19 protein-coding genes, 1 other RNA gene and 1 pseudogene are annotated in these 21,974 nt (G+C 61.7%); 11 read left to right on the top strand and 10 right to left on the bottom strand.

From position 1 onward, the window contains the following. Nucleotides 1-3 precede the first annotated feature (3 nt). Nucleotides 4-669, bottom strand: a complete 666-nt coding sequence (gene elbB / locus NPS58_RS18820; RefSeq protein ID WP_274116828.1) for an isoprenoid biosynthesis glyoxalase ElbB — start codon at nt 667-669, stop codon at nt 4-6. Between the two features lie 113 nt (nt 670-782). On the opposite strand from elbB, the pseudogene NPS58_RS18815 reads away from it, so the two are divergent. Beyond that, nucleotides 783-1,361, top strand: a pseudogene (locus NPS58_RS18815) (sterol desaturase family protein); the annotation flags it as partial. Between the two features lie 549 nt (nt 1,362-1,910). Here NPS58_RS18815 and NPS58_RS18810 read toward each other — a convergent pair. Then, the gene (locus tag NPS58_RS18810) at nt 1,911-2,555 is read right to left on the bottom strand and encodes a DedA family protein (protein ID WP_274116827.1); all 645 of its coding nucleotides are present in this window, start codon (nt 2,553-2,555) and stop codon (nt 1,911-1,913) included. Between the two features lie 207 nt (nt 2,556-2,762). Between NPS58_RS18810 and hemB the strand changes: the two genes are divergently transcribed. Both hemB and ppk1 read left to right on the top strand, forming a co-directional pair. Beyond that, nucleotides 2,763-3,773 carry a porphobilinogen synthase gene (gene hemB / locus NPS58_RS18805; RefSeq protein WP_274116826.1) on the top strand — a complete coding sequence of 337 codons (1,011 nt, stop codon included), beginning with the start codon at nt 2,763-2,765 and terminating at the stop codon, nt 3,771-3,773. A 19-nt stretch (nt 3,774-3,792) separates the two neighbouring features. After that, complete coding sequence (gene ppk1 / locus NPS58_RS18800; protein WP_274116825.1) at nt 3,793-6,033, top strand: polyphosphate kinase 1; 2,241 nt, start codon at nt 3,793-3,795, stop codon at nt 6,031-6,033. Here ppk1 and ppx read toward each other — a convergent pair. After that, entirely contained in the window at nt 6,020-7,522 is a 1,503-nt protein-coding gene (ppx, locus tag NPS58_RS18795) for an exopolyphosphatase (RefSeq protein WP_274117575.1), read from the bottom strand. The two genes, ppk1 and ppx, sit on opposite strands and share 14 nt — an antisense overlap. A 242-nt stretch (nt 7,523-7,764) precedes the next feature. Between ppx and trxA the strand changes: the two genes are divergently transcribed. The 6 genes from trxA to NPS58_RS18765 all read left to right on the top strand — a co-directional run bounded on the left by trxA (nt 7,765) and on the right by NPS58_RS18765 (nt 13,850). Beyond that, nucleotides 7,765-8,094, top strand: a complete 330-nt coding sequence (gene trxA / locus NPS58_RS18790; RefSeq protein ID WP_136478672.1) for a thioredoxin TrxA — start codon at nt 7,765-7,767, stop codon at nt 8,092-8,094. Between the two features lie 229 nt (nt 8,095-8,323). Then, complete coding sequence (gene rho / locus NPS58_RS18785; protein ID WP_010221159.1) at nt 8,324-9,583, top strand: transcription termination factor Rho; 1,260 nt, start codon at nt 8,324-8,326, stop codon at nt 9,581-9,583. Between the two features lie 126 nt (nt 9,584-9,709). Next, nucleotides 9,710-11,176, top strand: coding sequence for a 4-hydroxy-3-polyprenylbenzoate decarboxylase (gene ubiD, locus NPS58_RS18780; protein ID WP_274116824.1), 1,467 nt, complete (start codon nt 9,710-9,712; stop codon nt 11,174-11,176). After that, nucleotides 11,177-12,145, top strand: a complete 969-nt coding sequence (locus NPS58_RS18775; RefSeq protein WP_274116823.1) for a CDP-6-deoxy-delta-3,4-glucoseen reductase — start codon at nt 11,177-11,179, stop codon at nt 12,143-12,145. 277 nt (nt 12,146-12,422) lie between these two features. Beyond that, nucleotides 12,423-13,055, top strand: a complete 633-nt coding sequence (locus tag NPS58_RS18770; protein WP_274116822.1) for a gamma-glutamylcyclotransferase — start codon at nt 12,423-12,425, stop codon at nt 13,053-13,055. A gap of 168 nt (nt 13,056-13,223) precedes the next feature. Next, nucleotides 13,224-13,850 (top strand): energy transducer TonB, encoded by a 627-nt coding sequence (locus NPS58_RS18765; protein ID WP_274116821.1) that lies wholly within the window; start codon nt 13,224-13,226, stop codon nt 13,848-13,850. Between the two features lie 23 nt (nt 13,851-13,873). Here the strand turns inward: NPS58_RS18765 and NPS58_RS18760 are convergent, their stop codons facing one another. Continuing rightward, nucleotides 13,874-14,851 carry an NADPH:quinone oxidoreductase family protein gene (locus NPS58_RS18760; RefSeq protein WP_274116820.1) on the bottom strand — a complete coding sequence of 326 codons (978 nt, stop codon included), beginning with the start codon at nt 14,849-14,851 and terminating at the stop codon, nt 13,874-13,876. Nucleotides 14,852-15,007: 156 nt separating this feature from the next. Here NPS58_RS18760 and NPS58_RS18755 point away from each other — a divergent pair, with 156 nt between their 5' ends. Beyond that, nucleotides 15,008-15,412, top strand: coding sequence for a flagellar basal body-associated protein FliL (locus NPS58_RS18755; RefSeq protein WP_274116819.1), 405 nt, complete (start codon nt 15,008-15,010; stop codon nt 15,410-15,412). A gap of 12 nt (nt 15,413-15,424) precedes the next feature. On the opposite strand, the gene NPS58_RS18750 is transcribed toward NPS58_RS18755, so the two are convergent. From NPS58_RS18750 to NPS58_RS18735, 4 genes are all read right to left on the bottom strand, one after another. Next, nucleotides 15,425-16,543: an ABC transporter permease gene (locus NPS58_RS18750; protein WP_274116818.1), complete on the bottom strand. Its 1,119-nt coding sequence runs from the start codon at nt 16,541-16,543 to the stop codon at nt 15,425-15,427. Next, the gene (rbbA, locus tag NPS58_RS18745) at nt 16,543-19,266 is read right to left on the bottom strand and encodes a ribosome-associated ATPase/putative transporter RbbA (protein WP_274116817.1); all 2,724 of its coding nucleotides are present in this window, start codon (nt 19,264-19,266) and stop codon (nt 16,543-16,545) included. The genes NPS58_RS18750 and rbbA overlap by 1 nt, the downstream gene beginning before the upstream one ends. Then, nucleotides 19,263-20,222: an HlyD family secretion protein gene (locus NPS58_RS18740; protein ID WP_274116816.1), complete on the bottom strand. Its 960-nt coding sequence runs from the start codon at nt 20,220-20,222 to the stop codon at nt 19,263-19,265. Before NPS58_RS18740 ends, rbbA begins: the two co-directional genes overlap by 4 nt. Nucleotides 20,223-20,315: 93 nt before the next feature. Beyond that, nucleotides 20,316-20,765 carry an EVE domain-containing protein gene (locus tag NPS58_RS18735; protein ID WP_274116815.1) on the bottom strand — a complete coding sequence of 150 codons (450 nt, stop codon included), beginning with the start codon at nt 20,763-20,765 and terminating at the stop codon, nt 20,316-20,318. Between the two features lie 180 nt (nt 20,766-20,945). Here NPS58_RS18735 and NPS58_RS18730 point away from each other — a divergent pair, with 180 nt between their 5' ends. Continuing rightward, on the top strand, nt 20,946-21,086 hold the full coding sequence (locus tag NPS58_RS18730; protein WP_165392175.1) for a hypothetical protein: 141 nt from the start codon (nt 20,946-20,948) through the stop codon (nt 21,084-21,086). A gap of 18 nt (nt 21,087-21,104) precedes the next feature. Here NPS58_RS18730 and NPS58_RS18725 read toward each other — a convergent pair whose 3' ends face one another. Together NPS58_RS18725 and ssrS are read right to left on the bottom strand one after the other, a co-directional pair. Next, nucleotides 21,105-21,713: a 5-formyltetrahydrofolate cyclo-ligase gene (locus tag NPS58_RS18725; RefSeq protein ID WP_274116814.1), complete on the bottom strand. Its 609-nt coding sequence runs from the start codon at nt 21,711-21,713 to the stop codon at nt 21,105-21,107. Nucleotides 21,714-21,794: 81 nt separating this feature from the next. Continuing rightward, a non-coding RNA gene (gene ssrS, locus NPS58_RS18720) (6S RNA) lies at nt 21,795-21,972 on the bottom strand. Nucleotides 21,973-21,974: the final 2 nt, after the last annotated feature.

The raw sequence follows: 21,974 nt of genomic DNA, 5'->3' as shown, positions 1-21,974 counted from the left end.
GGCTCAGTCGTTCTCGTGGGTCAGCTCCAGCACCCGGTCAACCAGCTTGTAGATGCCGCCAGCGGCTTCGCTGATGCTCTTGGCGAGCATGTAGGCCGGGGTGCTGACCAGTTTGCGCTGGGTATCCTCGACGATGTCATGGACATCGCATTCCTCATGGGTGCCACCCATCTTGACGATGGCTGCGCTGGTGTCGGCATCGCTGCCGATGGTGCAGACCACGCCAGGACCGTAGATCTTCGCCGCCAGCGCCGGTGAGATGCAGATCAGGCCGACCGGCTTGCCTGCCTCGGCAAAGGCTTCGGCCAGGGCCAGCACATCCGGGTTCACGGTGCAGTTGGTGCCCTCGACTGCAAAGTTGGACAGGTTTTTCGCCGCGCCGAAGCCGCCTGGCACGATCAGGGCGTCAAACTCCTTGGCGTCGGCTTCGCGCAGGTCCTTGATATCGCCGCGGGCGATGCGTGCCGACTCCACCAGCACGTTACGCGCTTCGGGCATTTCTTCGCCGGTCAGGTGGTTGATCACATGCATCTGCGCAATGTTGGGCGCAAAGCACTGCACCTTGGCGCCACGCTGGTCGAGGCGCAGCAGGGTGATCACGCTTTCGTGGATTTCGGCGCCGTCATAGACACCACAGCCGGAAAGAATCACTGCAACTTTTTTGGTCATGCTCACTACTCCCGAGTCGAGGCGCTAAATGTCCTCTAAATTGGCAGATGTCGCCATAGGGTCTGGGGCATTCCAGGCCTAATCTTGTGTAATAGCCTGGAGATGGATGACCCATGGATCTGATCCTGTTGGCGGTACCGTTCTTCTTTGTCCTGATTGTGGTCGAGTTGCTCGCCGACCGCCTGCGCGGCATGCGTACCTACCGTTTGGCCGACGCCATCAACAGCCTCAGCACCGGTGTGCTGTCGACTACCACGGGCCTGCTGACCAAGGGGGTAGGGCTGGTGACCTACGCCCTGGCGTGGGAGCACCTGGCGCTGTTCTCGTTGCCGGGGGATGCGCTGTGGGTGTGGGTGCTGGCCTTCGTGCTGTACGACCTGTGCTACTACTGGCTGCACCGCTGCGGCCACGAGCGCAACATCCTGTGGGCGGCGCACTCGGTGCATCACCAGAGTGAGGACTACAACCTGTCCACGGCACTGCGCCAGACCAGTAGCGGCTTCCTGCTGTCGTGGATCTTCTACCTGCCGCTGGCGGTGTTGGGTGTTCCTGCGCTGGTGTTCATCACCGTTGCCGCATTGAACCTGCTGTACCAGTTCTGGGTGCATACCCGACACATTCCCAAGTTGGGCTGGTTCGAGTGGGTGTTCATCACACCGTCCAATCATCGCGTCCACCATGCGCAGAATCCTTTGTACTTGGATCGCAACTACGGCGGAGTGTTCATTGTCTGGGATCGCCTGTTTGGCACCTTCCAGGAAGAGGATGACAAGGAACCGGTCGTTTTCGGGGTGACCACGCCCTTGGCCAGCTGGAATCCGCTCTGGGCCAACCTGCAGTTCTATGTCCAGTTGTGGCATGACGCCCGGCATGCCGAACGCTGGTGGGACAAGCTGCGGATCTGGTTCATGCCGACCGGCTGGCGGCCGGCGGATGTAGCCCGGCGTTTTCCACAGGCCAAGCAGGACCTGAGCCGTTTCCGTAAATTCGAGGTACCACTGGGGTGGCCGCAGCAGCTGTATGTGACGCTGCAGTTCGCGGTGTACGTGGGCTTGGGCAGCTACCTGATGGAGCATGCAGACCGACTTTCGGTGGCAGCCCTGGTGCTGGGGTGGGGGGTAATGGCGTTCGGGTTGTACGTGTTCGGCGTTGCCCTGGAGAATCGTCCTTGGGCGTTCAGGCTGGAGCAGGCGCGCCTGGGGCTGAACATCCCGGCGATGGCACTGGCCGGGATTACCGGCCTATGGCCGGTCACTGCCCTGGTCTGGGTCGGGCTGCTTGCTTACAGCCTGCTCAGTTTGCTCGGCCTGTACGGCAGCCGCTTCCTTGCGGGCAATGCGCGCGGCACGGAAGCGGCGACGCAGCCACAGGCAGCCACCGAGGGCCAGCAGGCCGCCGAGCACCCATAGCTCGTACTTCTTAACGTTGCCCAGCAGGCCCTCGAGAATGGCGCCGAAGTGATAGGCGGCGGCGCCCAGGGCCAGGGCCCACACTGCCGCGCCGATGCCGTTGAGCAGCAGGTAGCGGCGCGGTGGGTAGCCGGACAGGCCGATAGCGACCGGCATCACGGTACGTAGGCCGTACACAAAGCGAAAACTCAATACCCAGATGTCCGGATGGCGGCGGATGTGCTCAAGCGCCCGGTCGCCCATCAGTTGCCAGCGCGGTTTGCGCGCAAGCAGCTTGCGCCCATGCTTGCGCCCCATGAAGTACCAGAGCTGGTCGCCGGCATAGCTGCCGAAGAACGCCACCAGGACCACCAGGTTGATATCCATGTATCCGCGGAACGCAAGGAAGCCTGCGAGAACCAGGATGGTCTCACCTTCGAAAAACGTGCCGAGAAAAAGGGCAAAGTAGCCAAAATCCTGCAGGAATTGTTGGAGCATTTTCTGGGTGCTGGCGAAATGAACGCGCAGCCTAACCCTTCGTGGCCGTTGGGGAAAGTATCCAAATGTGTCTCGACGTTAACATTTCCTACACGGACAATGACTGCGTCCTCAAGTCGCAGGGTTGTCCCAGGCTGTCATTCAAGCGTCATAATGGCCGCTTATAACTGTCGCGCTCGCCCGCCTGCGCGGGCTCAGGAGTCTGCCGTGAGCTTTACCCCCGCTAACCGTTTGTTTCCTGCCACTCGTCTGCGTCGCAACCGTCGTGACGATTTTTCCCGTCGTCTGGTTCGCGAAAACGTACTGACCGTCGATGACCTGATCCTGCCGGTATTTGTCCTGGATGGTGAGAGCCGCCGCGAAGAAGTCGCCTCGATGCCAGGTGTCGAGCGTCTGAGCATCGACCTGTTGCTGGAAGCTGCGCAAGAGTGGGTGAACCTGGGCATTCCGGCCCTGGCCCTGTTCCCCGTCACGCCCACGGAGAAGAAGTCGCTGGACGGTGCCGAAGCCTGGAACCCGGACGGTATCGCCCAGCGTGCCACTCGCGCCTTGCGCGAGCGCTTCCCGGAGCTGGGTGTGATCACCGACGTCGCCCTGGACCCGTTCACTACCCACGGTCAGGACGGCATCCTCGACGAGGAAGGCTACGTACAGAACGACATTACCGTCGATGCCCTGGTGCGCCAGGCCTTGTCCCATGCTGAAGCCGGCGCCCAGGTGGTGGCTCCTTCGGACATGATGGACGGCCGTATCGGCGCCATCCGCGAAGCCCTGGAGCTGGCCGGCCACGTCAACGTGCGTATCATGGCCTACTCGGCCAAGTACGCCAGTGCTTACTACGGCCCGTTCCGCGATGCAGTCGGCTCGGCGCTGAACCTGGGCAAGGCCAACAAGGCCTCCTACCAGATGGACCCGGCCAACAGCCACGAAGCCTTGCATGAAGTGGCTGCAGACCTGGCCGAAGGCGCCGATATGGTGATGGTCAAGCCAGGTATGCCGTACCTGGACATCCTTTATCGCGTCAAAGATGAATTCAAGGTCCCGACCTTTGTCTATCAGGTCAGTGGCGAGTACGCCATGCACATGGCCGCGATCCAGAACGGCTGGCTCAGTGAAGGAGTGATCCTTGAGTCCCTCACGGCCTTCAAAAGGGCAGGGGCTGATGGCATCCTGACCTATTTCGCTGTTCGCGCTGCTCAATTGATGAGAGGGCAGTAACGCCCTTCAGGAACGCCAGATGAATAACGAAGTACTGAGTGATGTCGACATGAAGCAAGCCCAGCCCGTGCCCGAGCAGATGCTCGAAACCCCGCCTGAGCCTGCTGCGGTGCCTGTTCCGGTGGCCGAGGTCGAGGCGCCTGCCCCGGCACCGGCACCGGTGGCACCGGCCATCGCTATCCCTGGCCTGGATGACAGCAGCCTGTACATTCACCGCGAGCTGTCCCAGCTGCAGTTCAACATCCGCGTGCTCGAGCAGGCGCTGGACGAGAGCTACCCATTGCTGGAGCGGTTGAAGTTCCTGCTGATCTTTTCCAGCAACCTCGATGAGTTCTTCGAAATTCGTGTGGCGGGCCTGAAGAAGCAGATCACCTTTGCCCGTGAGCAGGCCGGGGCCGATGGCCTGCAGCCGCACCAGGCCCTGGCGCGTATCAGTGAGGTGGTGCACAGCGAAGTCGATCGCCAATACGCGATCCTCAACGATGTGCTGCTGCCGGAGCTGGAAAAGCACCAGATCCGCTTTATCCGCCGCCGTCACTGGAACACCAAGATCAAGACCTGGGTACGGCGCTTCTTCCGTGACGAAATCGCGCCGATCATCACCCCGATCGGCCTGGACCCGACGCACCCGTTCCCGTTGCTGGTAAACAAGAGCCTCAACTTCATCGTCGAGCTCGAGGGTGTGGACGCCTTTGGCCGCGATTCGGGCCTGGCGATCATTCCTGCTCCACGGTTGTTGCCGCGGGTGATCAAGGTGCCGGAGGACGTTGGCGGTGCGGGCGACAACTACGTGTTCCTGTCGTCGATGATCCATGCTCATGCCGATGACCTGTTCCAGGGCATGAAGGTCAAGGGTTGCTATCAGTTCCGGCTGACCCGTAACGCTGACCTTGCGCTGGACTCCGAAGACGTCGAGGACCTTGCCCGGGCCCTGCGTGGCGAGTTGTTCTCGCGCCGCTACGGCGATGCGGTGCGCCTGGAAGTGGCCGATACCTGCCCCAAGCATCTGTCGGACTACCTGCTCAAGCAGTTCAGCCTAAGTGAAAGCGAGCTGTACCAGGTCAACGGCCCGGTCAACCTGACCCGGTTGTTCAGCATCACCAGCCTGGATAGCCACCCCGAGCTGCAGTACACCCCGTTCACGCCAGCTATTCCCAAGCTGTTGCAGAACGCCGAGAACATTTTCAGCGTGGTTGGCAAGCAGGACATCCTGCTCATGCACCCCTTCGAGTCGTTCACCCCGGTGGTCGATCTGCTGCGCCAGGCCGCCAAGGACCCCCACGTCCTGGCCGTGCGCCAGACCCTGTACCGCAGCGGTGCCAACTCGGAGATCGTCGACGCGCTGGTCGATGCGGCGCGTAACGGCAAGGAGGTCACTGCGGTGATCGAATTGCGGGCCCGCTTTGACGAAGAGTCCAACCTGCAGATGGCCAGCCGCCTGCAGGCCGCCGGTGCGGTGGTGATCTACGGTGTGGTGGGCTTCAAGACCCACGCCAAGATGATGCTGATACTGCGTCGCGAAGCCGGCGAGATCGTGCGCTATGCCCACCTGGGTACCGGTAACTATCACGCCGGCAACGCCCGCCTGTACACCGACTACAGCCTGCTGACCTCCGACGATGCCCTGTGCGAGGACGTCGGCAAGCTGTTCAGCCAACTGATCGGCATGGGCAAGACCCTGCGCATGAAGAAGCTGCTGCACGCGCCGTTTACCCTGAAGAAGGGCATGCTCGACATGATCGCGCGGGAAACCCAGTTCGCCCTCGATGGCAAGCCTGCGCACATCATCGCCAAGTTCAACTCGCTGACCGACCCGAAGATCATCCGTGCCCTGTACAAGGCCAGTCAGTCAGGCGTGCGTATCGACTTGGTGGTGCGCGGCATGTGCTGCCTGCGTCCGGGTATTGCCGGGGTATCGCACAACATCCAGGTGCGCTCGATCATTGGCCGCTTCCTGGAGCATACCCGGGTGTTCTACTTCCTCAACGGTGGTGAGGAGCAGATGTTCCTGTCCAGCGCCGACTGGATGGAGCGCAACCTCGACAAGCGCGTCGAGACCTGCTTCCCGGTCGAGGGCAAGAAGCTGATCCTGCGGGTGAAAAAGGAACTGGAAGGGTACCTGACCGATAATACCCACGCTTGGATTCTGCAGCCGGACGGTCGCTACGTACGCAGCACACCGACCGGCAACCAGAACCCGCGCAGTGCCCAGGCGACCTTGCTGGAACGCCTGAGCAATCCGGTCCTCAGCGTACGCTGAGGACGAAGCCGACCCGGGCCAGCCATTCAGCCTCCAGGCCGAAGTCGGCCTGGGTCAGCTGGTTCTGTTCAAGCCAGCCTGCCGGAAACTCGACGTCGAGGCTTTCACCGGCCGCGTGCAGCGTCACTTTCGGCATCTGCTGGGTGCCGCGGATGTGGTGGAACAGGATCGCAAAGCGCAGCAGCACGCACAGGCGAATCAGCTTCACGCCTTCATCGCCGAACTCGGCGAACTTGTCCTTGGGGATGTTGCGACGATGGCCGCGCACCAGCAGCGCGAGCATCTGCTGGTCTTCCCGGGAGAAACCGGCCAGGTCCGAGTGCTCGATCAGGTAGGCGCCGTGCTTGTGGTAGTGATAGTGGGCGATATCCAGGCCCACCTCATGCACCTTGGCGGCCCAGCCGAGCAGTTCACGCCAGATCCCATCCTCCAGGTCCCAGGCCTTGGCCACCTGGTCGAAGGCATGCAGCGCCTTGCGCTCGACCCGGGCTGCCTGCCCCTGGTCGACGTGGTAGCGCTCCATCAGCGAGCTGAGCGTGCGCTCGCGCACGTCTTCATGGTGATGGCGGCCTAGCAGGTCATAGAGCACGCCTTCGCGCAGTGCGCCGTCGCAGTGGTCCATGCGCTGCAGTTCCAGGGCGTCGAAAATCGCCTCCATGATAGCCAGGCCCGCGGGGAAGATCGCCCGACGATCCGGCTTGACGCCCTCGAAGTCGATCTTGTCGGTCTCGCCCAGCTTGAACAGCTTGCGCTTGAGCCAGGCCAGGCCTTCGGCGTTGACTTCGCCGTTGCCCATGCCACCTGACTTGAGCGCCAGGCCGATGGCGCGGATGGTCCCGGAAGAACCGATGGCCTCGTCCCAGGTCAGGCGGTGCAGGGCGTTTTCGATGCTCATCAGCTCCAGGCGCGCGGCGGTGTAGGCCTGGGCGTAACGTGCCGGGGTGATCTTGCCGTCACGGAAATAGCGCTGGGTGTAACTGACGCAGCCCATCTGCAGGCTTTCACGCAGCAGCGGCTCGAAGCGCTGGCCGATGATGAACTCGGTACTGCCGCCACCGATGTCGGCGACCAGGCGTTTACCGGGGGTGTCGGCCAGGGTGTGGGAGACGCCCAGGTAGATGAGGCGGGCTTCTTCCCGGCCGGAAATCACTTCTACCGGGTGGCCGAGGATCGCTTCGGCGCGGCGGATGAATTCGCCGCGGTTGCGCGCCTCGCGCAGGGCGTTGGTGCCGACGATGCGCACTGCGCCGTCAGGCATGCCGCTGATCAGCTGGGAAAAACGCTTGAGACAATCCAGGCCGCGCTGCATGGACTCTTCGTTGAGCTGGCGTTCTTCGTTGATGCCGGCGGCCAGCTGGACCTTCTCGCCGAGGCGCTCGAGGATGCGGATCTCGGTATGGTGAGCCTTGGCTACCACCATGTGGAAACTGTTGGAGCCCAGGTCTATAGCAGCGATCAAGGACAGATTCTTGGCTGTGTTTTGCGGCATGGTCATGGGGTCTCGGTCGATAACCCGGCAATCCTGCCACGATCCACGGCTGACGCCAACGCGCAGCGTATCAAGGCTTGATATGGGGCAGGTGGAACAGGAAATATGACCTTCCTGTGACAGGGTCGATATGAACCGTCATGCACAACTATAGTTACACTCAATCGTCCGCGACTTCCTGTCCGTCGCCGGTGCGGCTATGATGGGCCACGTTTTTTTTGCTTACGACCTTGGAGACTTCCATGAGCAGCGATCTTATCAAACACGTCACCGACGCCAGCTTCGAAGCCGACGTACTGAAGGCTGAAGGCCCGGTGCTGGTCGACTACTGGGCTGAATGGTGCGGCCCATGCAAAATGATCGCTCCGGTTCTGGACGATATCGCCGCTACCTACCAGGGCAAACTGACCGTCGCCAAGCTGAACATCGACGAAAACCAGGAAACCCCGGCCAAGCACGGCGTGCGTGGCATCCCGACCCTGATGCTGTTCAAGAACGGCAACGTCGAGGCCACCAAGGTCGGCGCACTGTCCAAGTCTCAGTTGGCAGCCTTCCTGGACGCCAATATCTGAGTCAAAAAAGCCCCGCATTCGTCGGGGCTTTTCTTTAGCGGGTGACTAGACGCCAGAAAATGCAGGTGTTACATTCGGCCTCGCACTGTTTCTTCGGTGCCCTCTGCACGCCGTCGCCGACGCATCCCTAATTCGAATCAGTACGCGATCCTGTCGCCTTCTCTGCGGCGCGGCTTCATTAAGCCAGAAGCTTAATTCCCCCTTCTTACATGATTACGTCACTCCCCTTATGAACCTGACTGAACTCAAGCAAAAGCCGATTACCGATCTGCTCGAAATGGCCGAACAGATGGGCATAGAAAATATGGCCCGTTCGCGCAAGCAAGATGTGATTTTCTCCCTGTTGAAAAAGCATGCGAAAAGCGGCGAGGAAATCTCCGGTGACGGCGTGCTGGAGATTCTCCAGGACGGCTTCGGCTTCCTGCGTTCGGCTGATGCCTCCTATCTGGCCGGCCCGGATGATATCTATGTCTCGCCAAGCCAGATCCGTCGCTTCAACCTGCGTACCGGCGACACCATCGTCGGCAAGATCCGCCCGCCGAAAGAAGGCGAGCGTTACTTCGCCCTGCTGAAAGTCGACACCATCAACTTCGACCGGCCGGAAAACGCGAAGAACAAGATTCTGTTCGAAAACCTGACGCCGCTGTTCCCTAACGAGCGCCTGAAGATGGAAGCCGGCAACGGTTCCACCGAAGACCTCACCGGCCGGGTTATCGATCTCTGCGCCCCGATCGGCAAAGGCCAGCGCGGCCTGATCGTCGCTCCGCCAAAAGCGGGCAAGACCATCATGCTGCAGAACATCGCGGCGAACATCACCCGTAACAACCCCGAGTGTCACCTGATCGTCCTGCTGATCGACGAGCGCCCGGAAGAAGTGACCGAAATGCAGCGCACCGTGCGCGGCGAAGTGGTTGCCTCCACCTTCGACGAACCGCCAACCCGCCACGTGCAGGTTGCCGAAATGGTCATCGAGAAGGCCAAGCGCCTGGTTGAGCACAAGAAAGACGTGGTCATCCTGCTCGACTCCATCACCCGTCTGGCCCGTGCCTACAACACCGTGATCCCGAGCTCCGGCAAGGTCCTGACCGGTGGTGTCGATGCCCACGCCCTGGAGAAGCCGAAGCGCTTCTTCGGTGCCGCACGTAACATCGAAGAAGGCGGCTCGCTGACCATCATCGCCACCGCGCTGGTCGAAACCGGCTCGAAGATGGACGAAGTGATCTACGAAGAGTTCAAGGGCACCGGCAACATGGAGCTGCCCCTGGACCGCAAGATCGCCGAGAAGCGCGTCTTCCCGGCGATCAACATCAACCGTTCGGGTACCCGTCGCGAAGAGCTGCTGACCGCCGACGACGAGCTGCAGCGCATGTGGATCCTGCGCAAGCTGCTGCACCCTATGGATGAAGTCGCCGCCATCGAGTTCCTGGTCGACAAGCTCAAGCAGACCAAGACCAACGACGAGTTCTTCTTGTCGATGAAGCGCAAGTAAACTGTTGCGGTACGCAAGAGCCGGGGCAACCCGGCTTTTTGCTATCTGTACTTTGGCTATTCTGGCTGGCCGGGTTAGGCGATACACTTTGCACCCCGACCGGTACGGCGAATACGAGGCTTTTGCATGCAGTATCGCGATTTGCGCGACTTTATCCGTGGCCTGGAACAGCGCGGCGAACTCAAGCGCATCCAGGTTCCGATCTCTCCAGTCCTGGAAATGACCGAAGTCTGCGACCGCACCCTGCGCGCCAAAGGCCCGGCCTTGCTGTTCGAGAAACCCACGGGCTTCGACATTCCGGTGCTGGGCAACCTGTTCGGCACTCCGGAACGGGTGGCCATGGGCATGGGCGCCGAGTCGGTCAGCGAATTGCGCGAGATCGGCAAGCTGCTGGCCTTCCTCAAGGAGCCTGAGCCACCAAAAGGCCTCAAGGATGCCTGGTCGAAACTCCCAATCTTCAAGAAAGTCGTGTCCATGGCCCCCAAGGTGGTCAAGGATGCGGCGTGCCATGAAGTGGTCATCGAAGGCGACGATGTCGACCTGGGCATGTTGCCGGTGCAGCATTGCTGGCCGGGCGACGTGGCGCCTCTGATTACCTGGGGCCTCACCGTGACCCGCGGGCCGAACAAGGACCGCCAGAACCTGGGCATCTACCGCCAGCAGGTGATTGGTCGCAACAAAGTCATCATGCGCTGGCTCAGCCACCGTGGCGGCGCCCTGGACTATCGCGAATGGTGCGAGAAGCATCCGGGCCAGCCATTCCCGGTCTCCGTGGCCCTGGGCGCGGACCCGGCGACCATCCTTGGCGCAGTGACGCCGGTACCCGACACCTTGTCCGAGTACGCTTTTGCCGGCCTTCTGCGCGGCAACCGCACCGAGCTGGTCAAATGCCGTGGCAATGACCTGCAAGTGCCGGCCACTGCGGAAATCATCCTCGAAGGTGTGATTCACCCAGGCGAGATGGCCCCGGAAGGCCCGTACGGCGACCATACCGGCTACTACAACGAAGTCGACAGCTTCCCGGTTTTTACGGTCGAACGCATCACCCACCGACAGAAGCCCATCTACCACAGCACCTACACCGGCCGTCCGCCTGATGAGCCGGCGATTCTCGGTGTGGCGCTGAACGAAGTGTTCGTGCCGATCCTGCAAAAGCAGTTCCCGGAGATCACCGACTTCTACCTGCCGCCCGAGGGCTGCTCCTACCGCATGGCGGTGGTGACCATGAAGAAGCAGTATCCGGGGCATGCCAAGCGCGTCATGCTCGGTGTCTGGTCGTTTTTGCGACAGTTCATGTACACCAAGTTCGTTATCGTCACCGACGACGACATCAATGCGCGGGACTGGAATGATGTGATCTGGGCTATCACCACGCGCATGGACCCCAAGCGCGACACGGTGATGATCGACAACACCCCGATCGACTACCTGGACTTCGCCTCGCCGATCTCGGGGCTGGGATCGAAGATGGGGATGGATGCCACTCATAAGTGGCCAGGTGAAACCACTCGCGAATGGGGACGGGTCATCGTCAAGGATGAAGCTGTCACCCGGCGGATCGATGAGCTGTGGAACCAGTTGGGAATAGACTAAATGCAGGTAACCTTGCAGCCGTCCGGGGCCGTGTTGGCAATCAAGCCCGGAGAAAGGATTCTGGATGCGGCGCGCCGACTGGGCTACGACTGCCCGCAGAGCTGTCGCAATGGCAACTGCCATGTCTGCGCCGCATTGCTGGTAGAAGGCCGGGTGCGTCAAGAGGGCCATGTGCGCGATCACGGTGAGCTGTTCACCTGTATCGCCGAGCCACTGGAGGACTGCGTGTTGTTGTGGGATGGCGTGCTCGCCCTGGGCGAGTTGCCGGTACGGACACTGGCCTGTCAGCTGAGTGAGTGCGTCGAGGTCGGTGGCGACGTCTGGCGTGTGCGCCTGCGCGCGCCTGCCGGCAAGCCGCCACGCTACCACGCCGGGCAATATCTGATGATCGAGCGCGAAGGCGGTGACAAGGCCGCCTTCTCGCTGGCCTCGGCACCCCATCGTGGACGCGACCTGGAAATGCACGTGCTGGCCCGCGAGAACAGCGCCCAGCAGTTGATCGAGCAATTGCAGCGCACGCGCATGGCGCGGATCGAGATGCCCTTTGGCGATACCCACCTTGCCGAGCTGCCAGACGGGCCGCTGGTGCTGATCGCCGCCGGTACCGGCATGGCGCAGATGCACAGCCTGCTCGAGCATTGCCGGGCCCAGGGCTTCAAGCATCCGGTCCACCTCTACTGGGGGGTTCGCCGCCCTGAAGACTTCTACGAGATCGAGCACTGGGCCGAGTGGGAGCGTTTGCCTAACCTGTTCCTGCACAAGGTCGTCAGCGACTTGTGTGGCTGGGAAGGGCGCTGCGGAATGCTGCATGAAGCTGTTTGCGAAGACTTGAGCGATCTGGCGGGCGTACACGTATATGCCAGCGGTTCGCCCAATATGATCTATGCCACCCTCGATGCCCTGGTTGAAGCAGGAATGGATGCTCACCAGATGCGCGCCGATGTATTCGCTTATGCCCCGCGCGGTTGAATGACGGAATAAGGCACGCTGCAATAGCGTGCCGGGATTAATAACCGTCGTTGTGTATGCCTGGCATAAGCCACTTAATTATTGCCTGCGGTGCAAGTAACTTTCGCTACACTTGAAACAACACCCGGTTGTTTGCTCAAAGCCCCATTGCAGGGCGCTTCCGGGGCGAGGTGAGGCTTGTGTTCAATGCACAATCTGCCGTACGGTAAGTACGCGGATAACGTATTCGTTTACAGTGACTCACTTCAGTAGTTCACGAGGAATTCTGGCGGCAGCTATGTCGGCGATCGAAACTGCATCTTTGAATGTGGCCTATCCTCCGTTGCTCGACTTCGGACAGCAACTGTCCCAAGAGCAACTTAAACTTTCGGTTCATCACACCATGTCCCGTCACCGCGGCGGCCCGGTCTGGCTGTTTGCCTATGGGTCGCTGATCTGGCGCCCGGAATGCTCTGCAGCCGAGCGTCGACGCGCCAGGGTGCATGGATATCATCGCGGCCTGTACCTGTGGTCCCATGAGCACCGGGGTACCCCGGAGTGCCCGGGCCTGGTGTTCGGGCTGGACCGTGGTGGTTCCTGCAGCGGCTTCGCTTATCGCCTGCCAGACGACTGCCTCGAGGAGTCCTTGCTGGCCCTGTGGCAGCGCGAAATGCCTTACCCGGCGTATCGGCCGCACTGGCTCAATTGTCGCCTTGAGGACGGCACCAAGGTCCAGGCCTTGGGCTTCGTGCTGGAGCGGCACTTGCCGTGCTACGCCGGCAACTTGCCGGACGACTTGCTCAGCATGATTTTCGCCAACGCCAAGGGGCGCTATGGCAGCACCCGCGACTACGTCGAACAAACCCTCAATGCCCTGCGCAGCCATGCCATGCCTGATCGCAATCTGGAAGCAAGGTTCAAACGTCTATAGGAACGGGCTTGCCCCGCGATCGCAAACTGTCAGTCACTTTTGCATCGCGGGGCAAGCCCGTTCCTGTAGCTGTAATGAGAATTGTTACTTTGCCTGGAAGGCTCTGGGCCGCTACTATCGCGCCTTTAATTCACGGACAGGCAAGGCTCAGGGATGAAGTGGTTTGCGATGTTGCTAGTGATGGCGGCAGGGATGGCGCAGGCGGATATCGGGCTGGAATTTGTCCAGAAGATCATTCCGGTATACCCGGCCGAATTGCGCAAGGCGATCATCACCGGTTCCGTCAAAGTCGGTTTTCGGGTCATGGCTGACGGCTCGGTCACTGATGTGAAGGTGATTCGTAGCAGCGAGCCAGCCTTTGCCAATGCGGCCCTTGAAGCCGTTCGGCAATGGCGTTTCAAGCCCTGGACGGTAACCAAGGAAAACCCGGCGTTCCTTGATGTGCGCAACGATCTGCATTTTCGTCTGAATGACAAGAGAGAGTGGTGGGACATCTACGAGCGCGCCGGGCTGGTGCTCAAGACCTGCAAGCAGTTCAACGAGGAAGTGGCGTTGTACCGCAAGGATGAGCCGGCCCGCTCGCTCGAGGATATGGAAACCACGCTGGTGTCGGTTCGCATGATGTCGCACTTCAATGTCGATGGGGTCACCAGCTACAAAGAGTCGCGAGCCACTGCAGAATCCTTCCAGAAGGCACTGCCCGGCATCCTGCAGAAGTGCCAGGCCTTTCCAGGTATCGACTTTGTCGATGTGTGGCCTGCCGCCTTGCGCCAGCGCCTGATCCAGCGACTCTGAGGCGCCGCTGGATCGGCCAGGGTTCAGCGTGTGGTGACCACCAGTTTGCCCACGGCCCGGCGCTGAGCCAGCGTATCGATTGCCGCGCCGGCTTCTGCCAATGGGAAGGTCTGCGACACCAGCGGCTTGAGTTTGCCTTCGGCGAACCAGGCAAACAGTTGCTTGAAGTTGGTCGCATTGTCAGCGGGCTGACGCTGGGCAAAAGCGCCCCAGAACACCCCGATCACCGCCGCTCCCTTGAGCAGAGCCAGGTTCACCGGCAGCTCGGGGATGCGGCCGCTGGCAAAGCCCACCACCAGCAGCCGGCCGTTCCAGGCAATACCGCGCACCGCCTGGTCAAACAGGTCGCCACCGACCGGGTCGTAGATCACGTCGGCGCCGTTGCCGCCAGTCAGGCGCTTGATCTCGTCCTTGAGGCTGTGTTCGCTGTAGTTGATCAACTCATCGGCACCGGCCGCCCTGGCCACGGCGAGTTTCTCGGCGCTGCTGGCCGCGGCAATCACCCGCGCGCCCATGGCTTTGCCGATCTCTACCGCCGCTAGCCCCACACCGCCCGACGCACCCAGCACCAGCAGGGTTTCACCAGCCTTGAGTCGGCCACGTTGCTGCAAGGCGTGCATCGAGGTGCCGTAGGTCATGCCGAAGGCGGCAGCCTGGGTGAAGTCCATCTGCGGCGGGATAGGCAGTACGTTGTAGGCCGGCACCGCCACCTGCTCGGCAAAACTGCCCCAGCCAGTGAGCGCCATGACCCGGTCGCCGACCTTTAGATCGCTGACCTTCTCGCCCACGGCACTGACCACGCCAGCGGCCTCGCCTCCCGGAGAGAAGGGCAGCGGCGGTTGGAACTGGTACTTGCCCTCGATGATCAGGGTGTCGGGAAAATTGACCCCGGCCGCATGCACATCCAAGAGGATTTCATTGCGCTTCGGGACGGGACTGGCAACTTCTTCCAGGACCAGGTTCTGCGCCGGGCCGAGGGTTTTGCACAACACTGCTTTCATCGGGACTATTCCTTTGCGCGTAGTGGCCGATAAGTGTAGGTGGGTCAGTTGCCGGGTCAATGAGCATGGCCCGCCCTGATAAGCCGGCATAAGTCTGGGCTTGGGATTGACCGGTGCGCTGGGTATGCTGGCGCCAACTGTTTGAGGAGCGAATTCGTGAAAGCGTGGATTTTGATGGTACTGGCCCTGATGCTGCCGTTTGCGGCAACGGCCGAAGAAGCCAAGGAAGGAGTGCCGAAGGTCTCCTACATTTCCCTGACCCCACCCTTTGTCGGCAACTATGCCCTCGATGGAGGCCCGAAACTGCGGGTGTACAAGGCTGACGTGGCCCTGCGGGTCAACAGCGACGCGGCTGCCGCTGCGGTGCGTCACCATGAGCCGTTGATCCGTAACCAGCTTGTGGCACTGTTCACCCAGCAGAACCTGGAAAGCCTGAGCAACGTCGAGTCCAAGGAAAAGCTGCGCCAGGAAGCCCTCAAGCAGGTTCAGCAGGTGCTCGAAACCGAAGAAGGCAAGCCATTGGTGGATGACTTGCTGTTCAACAACCTGATCGTCCAGTAAACCGCTTAGGGCCTAGGAAGTAAGGCTGCGCCGGAAGCGCCCCAGGGCGATACCGAAAAACGCCAGGCCAATCGCGGCCAGGGCCAGCACGTCGGGCCAGACCACGCTCAACCCGGCATCACGGAACAGGATCGCGGCGCCAAGGCTGACGAAGTGGGTCGAAGGCGAGAGTTGCATGACCCACTGCAGCCATTGCGGCATGCTGTCCAGCGGCGTGCTGCCGCCCGACAGCAACAGCATCGGGATGATCACCGGGATTGCCAGCAGGCCGAATTGCGGAGTCGAGCGCGCCAGGGTAGCAAGGAAGATCCCCAGCGCCGTGCTGGCAAACAGATAGAGTGCCGTGACCGCCAGGAACAAGCCCAGGGACCCGGCCAGCGGTACGCCCAGGGCACCTTTGACCACCACCTCCAGCGATACCCAGGTGCACAGCACCACCACCAGGGCGTTGCTGCCGATCTTCGCCAGCATGATTTCCAGCGCCGTCAACGGCAGTACCAGTAGGTGGTCGAGCGTGCCGTGTTCACGTTCGCGCAGCAGAGCCGTGCCGGTCAGGACAATGGCCAGAATGGTGATGTTGTTGACGATCTGGATGACGGCAAGGAACCAGCCGCCTTCCAGGTTCGGGTTGAACAGTGCCCTTGGACTGATCAGCGCCGGACTGTTGGCAGCGGTTGAACCTGGATTGGCGTATTCGAGTAGCTCTCGCTCGAAGATTCGCCCGATGTAGCCGGCGCCCATGAAGGCCTGGCTCATCGCCGTGGCGTCGACATTGACTTGCAGCTCCGGGGAGCGCCCCGCCAGCAGGTCGCTCTGGAAATTGACCGGCACGTTGATCACGAAGGTGTACAGGCCACTGTCCATGGCGTCGTCGAGCTGGTCGTAGGCCAGGGGGACCGCAGGCTGGAACTCCGGAGGCTGGAGCGCTTCAGCCAGCTTGCGTGAAAGCTGGCTGTGATCTTCGTCCACCACTGCAACGCTGGCGTTGTGCACGCCGATGATCGAACCTGCCGCCGGCATGTAGATCGCCACACTGAAGGCATAGAGCAGGAACAGCAGCAGTACGCTGTCGTGGCGCAGGCTGGTGAGCTCCTTGAGGCCCAGGCGCAAAGTGTGTGCAAGACAGTGCATCAGACCTCCTGCTTCTTCAGCATGGCCAGGCTAAGGCCGGTAAAACCGAGGAAGAACCCCAGCAGTGCCAGGCATTGCGGCCATAGCTCACGCAGGCTCAGCGCCTTGGTGAAGGTGCCGACGGCGATGTCGAGGAAATAGCCTGCCGGGAACAACTGCCCCATCAACGCCGCGGACCCATCCAGCGAGGAGCGTGGCACGATCAGGCCCGAGAACTGGATGGTCGGCAGGCTGGTAATGATCATGGTGCCGAGGATCGCGGCAATCTGCGTGCGGGTGAACGCCGAGATCAGTAAGCCCAGGCTGGTGGTTGCCAGCAGGTACAAGAAGCCGCCCAGGGCCAGGGTCAGCGCGCTGCCTTTGAACGGCACGCCGAACAACCAGCGGTTCATGGCTACCAGTAATGCCAGGTTGACCAGGCTGATGGCCAGGTACGGCGCCTGTTTGCCGAGCAGGAACTCCAGACGGGTCAAGGGGGTTGCGTAGAAGTTGGTGATCGAGCCCAACTCTTTTTCGCGCACGATGCCCAGGGCTGTCAGCATGGCCGGGATAAAGGCCAGGATCAGCGCCATGACACCGGGGCCGATGGCGTTGACGCTGACCACGTCCTGGTTGTAGCGAAAGCGGGTTTCCAGGCGTACCGGCGATTGTCCGGGCAAGGCCTTGCTGTTCAGGGCTGCGATTTGTTCAAGGTTGGCCTGGTGTACAGCCTCGACGTAGTTGCGGCTGGTCTCGGCGCGAAAGGGCATGCCGCCATCAAGCCAGGCCGCTACCACCGGTTGCCGCCCTGCATGCAGATCGCGTCCGAAGCCTGGCGGGATCTCCAGGGCCAGCTTGATTTCCGAACGCTGCAGGCGCTTGTGCAACTGAGCCGAGTCGCGGATCGGCGGTTGCTCTTCGAAGTAGCGCGAGCCGCGGAATGCTTCCAGATAAGCCCGGCTTTGCGGGCTTTGATCCTGGTCGTAGACGGCGAAGGCGAGGTTTTCCACATCCAGCGAAATGCCGTAGCCGAAAATCACCATCATGAACAACGCACCCGCCAGGGCGAACGCAAGGCGCACTTTGTCGCGCAATAGTTCCTTGCCTTCGCGGGTGGCCACGGCAAACAGGCGCTTGATGCTGAAGCCCTGGCGCATCGCGGGTGGCGCTGCGCCAGCCGGGGCCTCGAGCTGGGCGCTGGCTTCGGGCGTTTCGCTCGCGCCTTGTGCTTGCTCCAGGCAGGTGACAAAAGCGTCTTCCAGCGTGGCGCCGGCAAACTGCTGTTGCAGGGCGGCGGGTGTGTCACAGGCCAGCACCTTGCCGGCGTGCATCAGGGAGATGCGGTCGCAGCGCAGGGCTTCGTTCATGAAGTGGGTGGACAGGAAGATGGTCACGCCCTGGTCCCGCGACAACTCGATCAGCAGGCGCCAGAAATCATCGCGGGCAGCCGGGTCGACGCCTGAAGTCGGTTCGTCGAGGATCAGCACTTCAGGCCGGTGCAGCACAGCCACCGCCAACGACAGGCGCTGGCGCAAGCCCAGGGGCAGGGCGCCGGATTGCTGGTCGGCGATCTCGCCCAGGTCGAAGCGCTCGATCAGTTCGACGATGCGCGGGGCACTCTCGGCCTTGGGCAGATCGAACAGTCGCGCGTGCAGCTCCAGGTTCTGTCGCACGCTGAGTTCGCCATACAGCGAGAAGCTCTGCGACATGAAGCCGACACGCTTGCGCGTGGCCAGGTCCTTGGCATCCACCGGACGCCCCAGCAACGTGGCGCTGCCTTCGCTGGCGGGCATCAGACCGGTGAGCACTTTCATGGTGGTGGTCTTGCCGCAACCGTTGGAGCCGAGAAAACCGAAGATCTCGCCACGGCCGATGGCAAAGCTGACCTTGTTCACTGCGGTGAAGTCGCCAAAGCGCAGGGTCAGTTCGTGCGCTTCGATGGCAATGGTGGTGTCGCCTTCGGGCCGTGGCGGAATCTGCAGCGGTTGCGCGTTGTGGGCGCCGTCGCCCTGGTAGTGGGTGAAGGCGTCATCCAACTTCCCGCTGGGGGTGACGCTGGCCAGCGTCTGGCTAAGGCCTGCGGCAATCAGCTTGCCGCGATCGAGCATCAGGCAGTGTTCGAACTGCTCGGCCTCTTCCATGTACGCGGTGGCGACCAACAAGGTCAGCTGCGGTCGCTGCTGGCGAACCTGCTCGACCAACTCCCAGAAGCGTCGACGTGACAACGGGTCTACACCGGTGGTCGGCTCATCGAGGATCAGCAAATCCGGTTCGTGAATGAGCGCGCAGCACAAACCGAGCTTCTGTTTCATGCCGCCCGACAGCTTGCCCGCCGGGCGATCGGCAAAGCGCGCAAGGTCAGTCGCCAGCAACAGGCCGTGCATGCGCTGCTCGCATTCGGCCTTGCCCAGGCCGAACAGGGTGGCGAAGAAGCGGATGTTCTCGCTGATCGAAAGCTCAGGGTAGAGGTTGCCACCCAGGCCCTGGGGCATGAAGGCGATACGTGGGTAGAGGCTGTTGCGGTGGCGCCGCTTGCGAATCGAGCCTCCCAGTACCGACAGCTCGCCGTCCTGGAGCTTTTTCACCCCGGCAATCAAGCCGAGCAGACTGGACTTGCCTGCGCCGTCAGGGCCGATCAGGCCGCAGCGGGTGCCGGCGGGCAGGTTGAACGTGATGTTCTGCAGGGCATCCAGGGAGCCGTAGCGGTGATTGATGCCCTGTGCCTCGAGCGCCAGCGCGGTCATTGCAGGTTGGCCGGCCAGTCCACGTCAGCGGTGCGTACGTAACCCGCACCGGGCATGCCCGGCTTGGCCTGCGGCACGGCGCTGGGCTCGGTCAGGCGCAGCTTGACCCGGAAGACCAGCTTCTGCCGCTCGTCGCGGGTCTCTACCTGTTTGGGCGTGAACTGGGCCTTGGCGGCGACAAAGGTGATTTTGGCCGGCAGGGACTTTTCCGGCAGGGCGTCGAGCACCACGCGGGCCTGGTCGCCTACGGTCAGGCGGCCGGTGGTAGAGGCGGGCAGATAAAGGTTCATGTACTGATCGCCCGGGTCGATCAGCATCAGCACGCGACCCCCGGCACCGAGCACTTCGCCGGGCTCGGCCAGGCGCAACTGGATAACACCATCGATGGGCGCGCGCAGGCTGCTGTCGTCGATCTCGCTGGTGAGTTGGGCAACCTGGGCCTGGGCGGCACCGATGGCCGCCTTGATCGCGGCCAGTTGTGCACGTGCTGCGACCACGGCGGAGTTGGCGGTGTCGTAGCGGGCCTGTTGTTGGTCGAGCAACTGCTGGCTGGCGTACTTGCGCTGGAAGATTTCCCGGACCCGCTTGAGTTCCTGGCTGGCCAGCAGCAATTCACTCTGGCGCAGTTGTACATTGGCCTGGGCGGCGGAGTAGTTTTCCTGGGCGCGAAGCACCTCGGCCTCGGCCTGGTTGCGCTGCGCTTCGAGGGTGCGGGTATCGATACGTGCCAGCAACTGGCCCTTGCGAACCGTGTCGCCTTCGTCGACCAGCACTTCGGCCAGGCGCCCGGGAATCTTGCTGGCGATCTGCACCTCGGTGGCCTCGAGTCGGCCGTTGCCCATGCTCAGGCCGTCGGGCAAGCGATCGTGCAGCGACTTCCAGTAGCCCAGGCCACCGGCGGCCAGTAGCAAGGCGATCAAGGCGCCGGCGAAGAGTTTCGGAGTATGTTGGCTCATCAGTCTGCATCCTGCTGCATTCACGTCGGATTGTGACGTGGCACCGTTCCTGGTGCGTTGATGTTCGTCAAATGTGCGGCAATCCTACCCGGTTTAACGCAAGGCGAGTACTGCCGCCCATTGTTCAGGGGTGACCGGCATCACCGACAGGCGACTGCCTTTTTGCACCAGGGGGAGTTCGGCGAGGGCAGCCTGCTGCTTTAGGTAGCCCAGTCCCAGGACCTTGCCGAAAGTTTCGACGTGGGCCACGTCGACGGCGCTCCAGGGGTTCTTCTCGTCGTTGGCCTTGGCGTCGAAATAATGGCTTTGTGGGTCCAGAGCGGTTGGGTCGGGGTAGGCGGCTGCACTGATACAGGCAATGCCGGCGATACCAGGCTCTGGGCAACTGGAGTGGTAGAAGAAAAACTGGTCACCCACCGCCATGCTGCGCAAAAAATTGCGTGCCTGATAGTTGCGAACCCCGTCCCAGCGGGCTTCTTTCAGGCGTGCCAGGTCCTTGATCGAGAGTTCATCGGGTTCGGATTTCATCAGCCAATAGGCCATGGATGTTGCTCCTGACAAAAAATGTAATAACCTCTTTTATCAAACCGACGGTCGGTTGGCGTCAAGGTTTGCGTGTTGCCGCAGGTTGTCGGAGAATGCGCCCATTTTAAGCTTGACGCTGCTGCAACCATTAAAAAACGTTGCTGACAACGTGATCAGTTTGCCTTAGGGGGGCAATCGATGAATCGCAAACCGGACTTGCTCTGGATTCTGGTATTTCTGTTCGGTTTGGGTGTTGTCACTACCGGTTATGCGCAAAGCCTTTGGGAACGCAAGCTCGACGCCCCTTACGAAATGCCGGTCAATCCGCAACAGCGTTAATCACTGTGCTGGCGCCTTTCAGCAAGGCGCCAGGTACCAGCCACGGTCCGAGACCGTTCCTTGCAGCGGTACGTCCCAACTGGCTTGGGCCAGCTTTTCAACCTTCTGACATTCATGGGCCAGGCCGAGCAACAACGGCTTTTTCCAGGTCTTGCGGCGTGCCTGATAGGCCAGGCTTCGATCATAGAAGCCGCCGCCCATGCCCAGTCGCCCGCCCACTTCATCAAATCCCACCAGCGGCAGCAGGATCAGGTCCAGCGCCCAGATCGGCCGTTGCCGGGCCAGGCTGATGTGCGGTTCGGGGATGCGAAAGCGGTTGGGCCGCAGCTTCTCGCCAGGCTCGATGCGCTGGAAGACCATCTTGCTCTTCGGCCAGGCGTGCAGCACCGGGAGATAGGTACGCTTGCCGCGACGCTGTGCTTCGCGCAGCAACAGGCGCGGATCGATCTCGCAGTCGTTGGGCAGGTAGAGGGCAATGTGCCGGGCACGGCGGAACAGGGGATGCTGGGCCAGCTGGCGGTACAGGCCTTGCGCGGCCTGACGTTGCTGGGCCGGGCTCAAGGCGCGACGGGCATCACGAAGCAGGCGGCGAAGTTGGGGGCGGGTTAGCAGCGCGGTGTCGGTCATGGCACGGGCGTTCCCAGAGAGGGCCGTCGCGCTGGGGCGACAGCTCGATTGCCCGCTGGATGGCGCGAGCAGAGGTAATTCAGGCTCCCCGACGAACCGCTGTCGGTGTAGCCCTTGAACCCGAAAGTTCAAGGTGGAGATTGCAGGAGGCGTTAAGGCTTTCCGTCAAGCGGACATGCACACCGGCCCCACGTGCAACCCCCGTGGTTGTGCGTATCGGCTCAGGGACATGACCGACTGGCAAGCACTCCAGGGAGTGGC

The organism is Pseudomonas putida, assembly GCF_028682455.1.
Classification (GTDB): Bacteria; Pseudomonadota; Gammaproteobacteria; order Pseudomonadales; family Pseudomonadaceae; genus Aquipseudomonas; species Aquipseudomonas putida_AA.
This window is presented reverse-complemented; position numbering and strand designations above follow the sequence as displayed.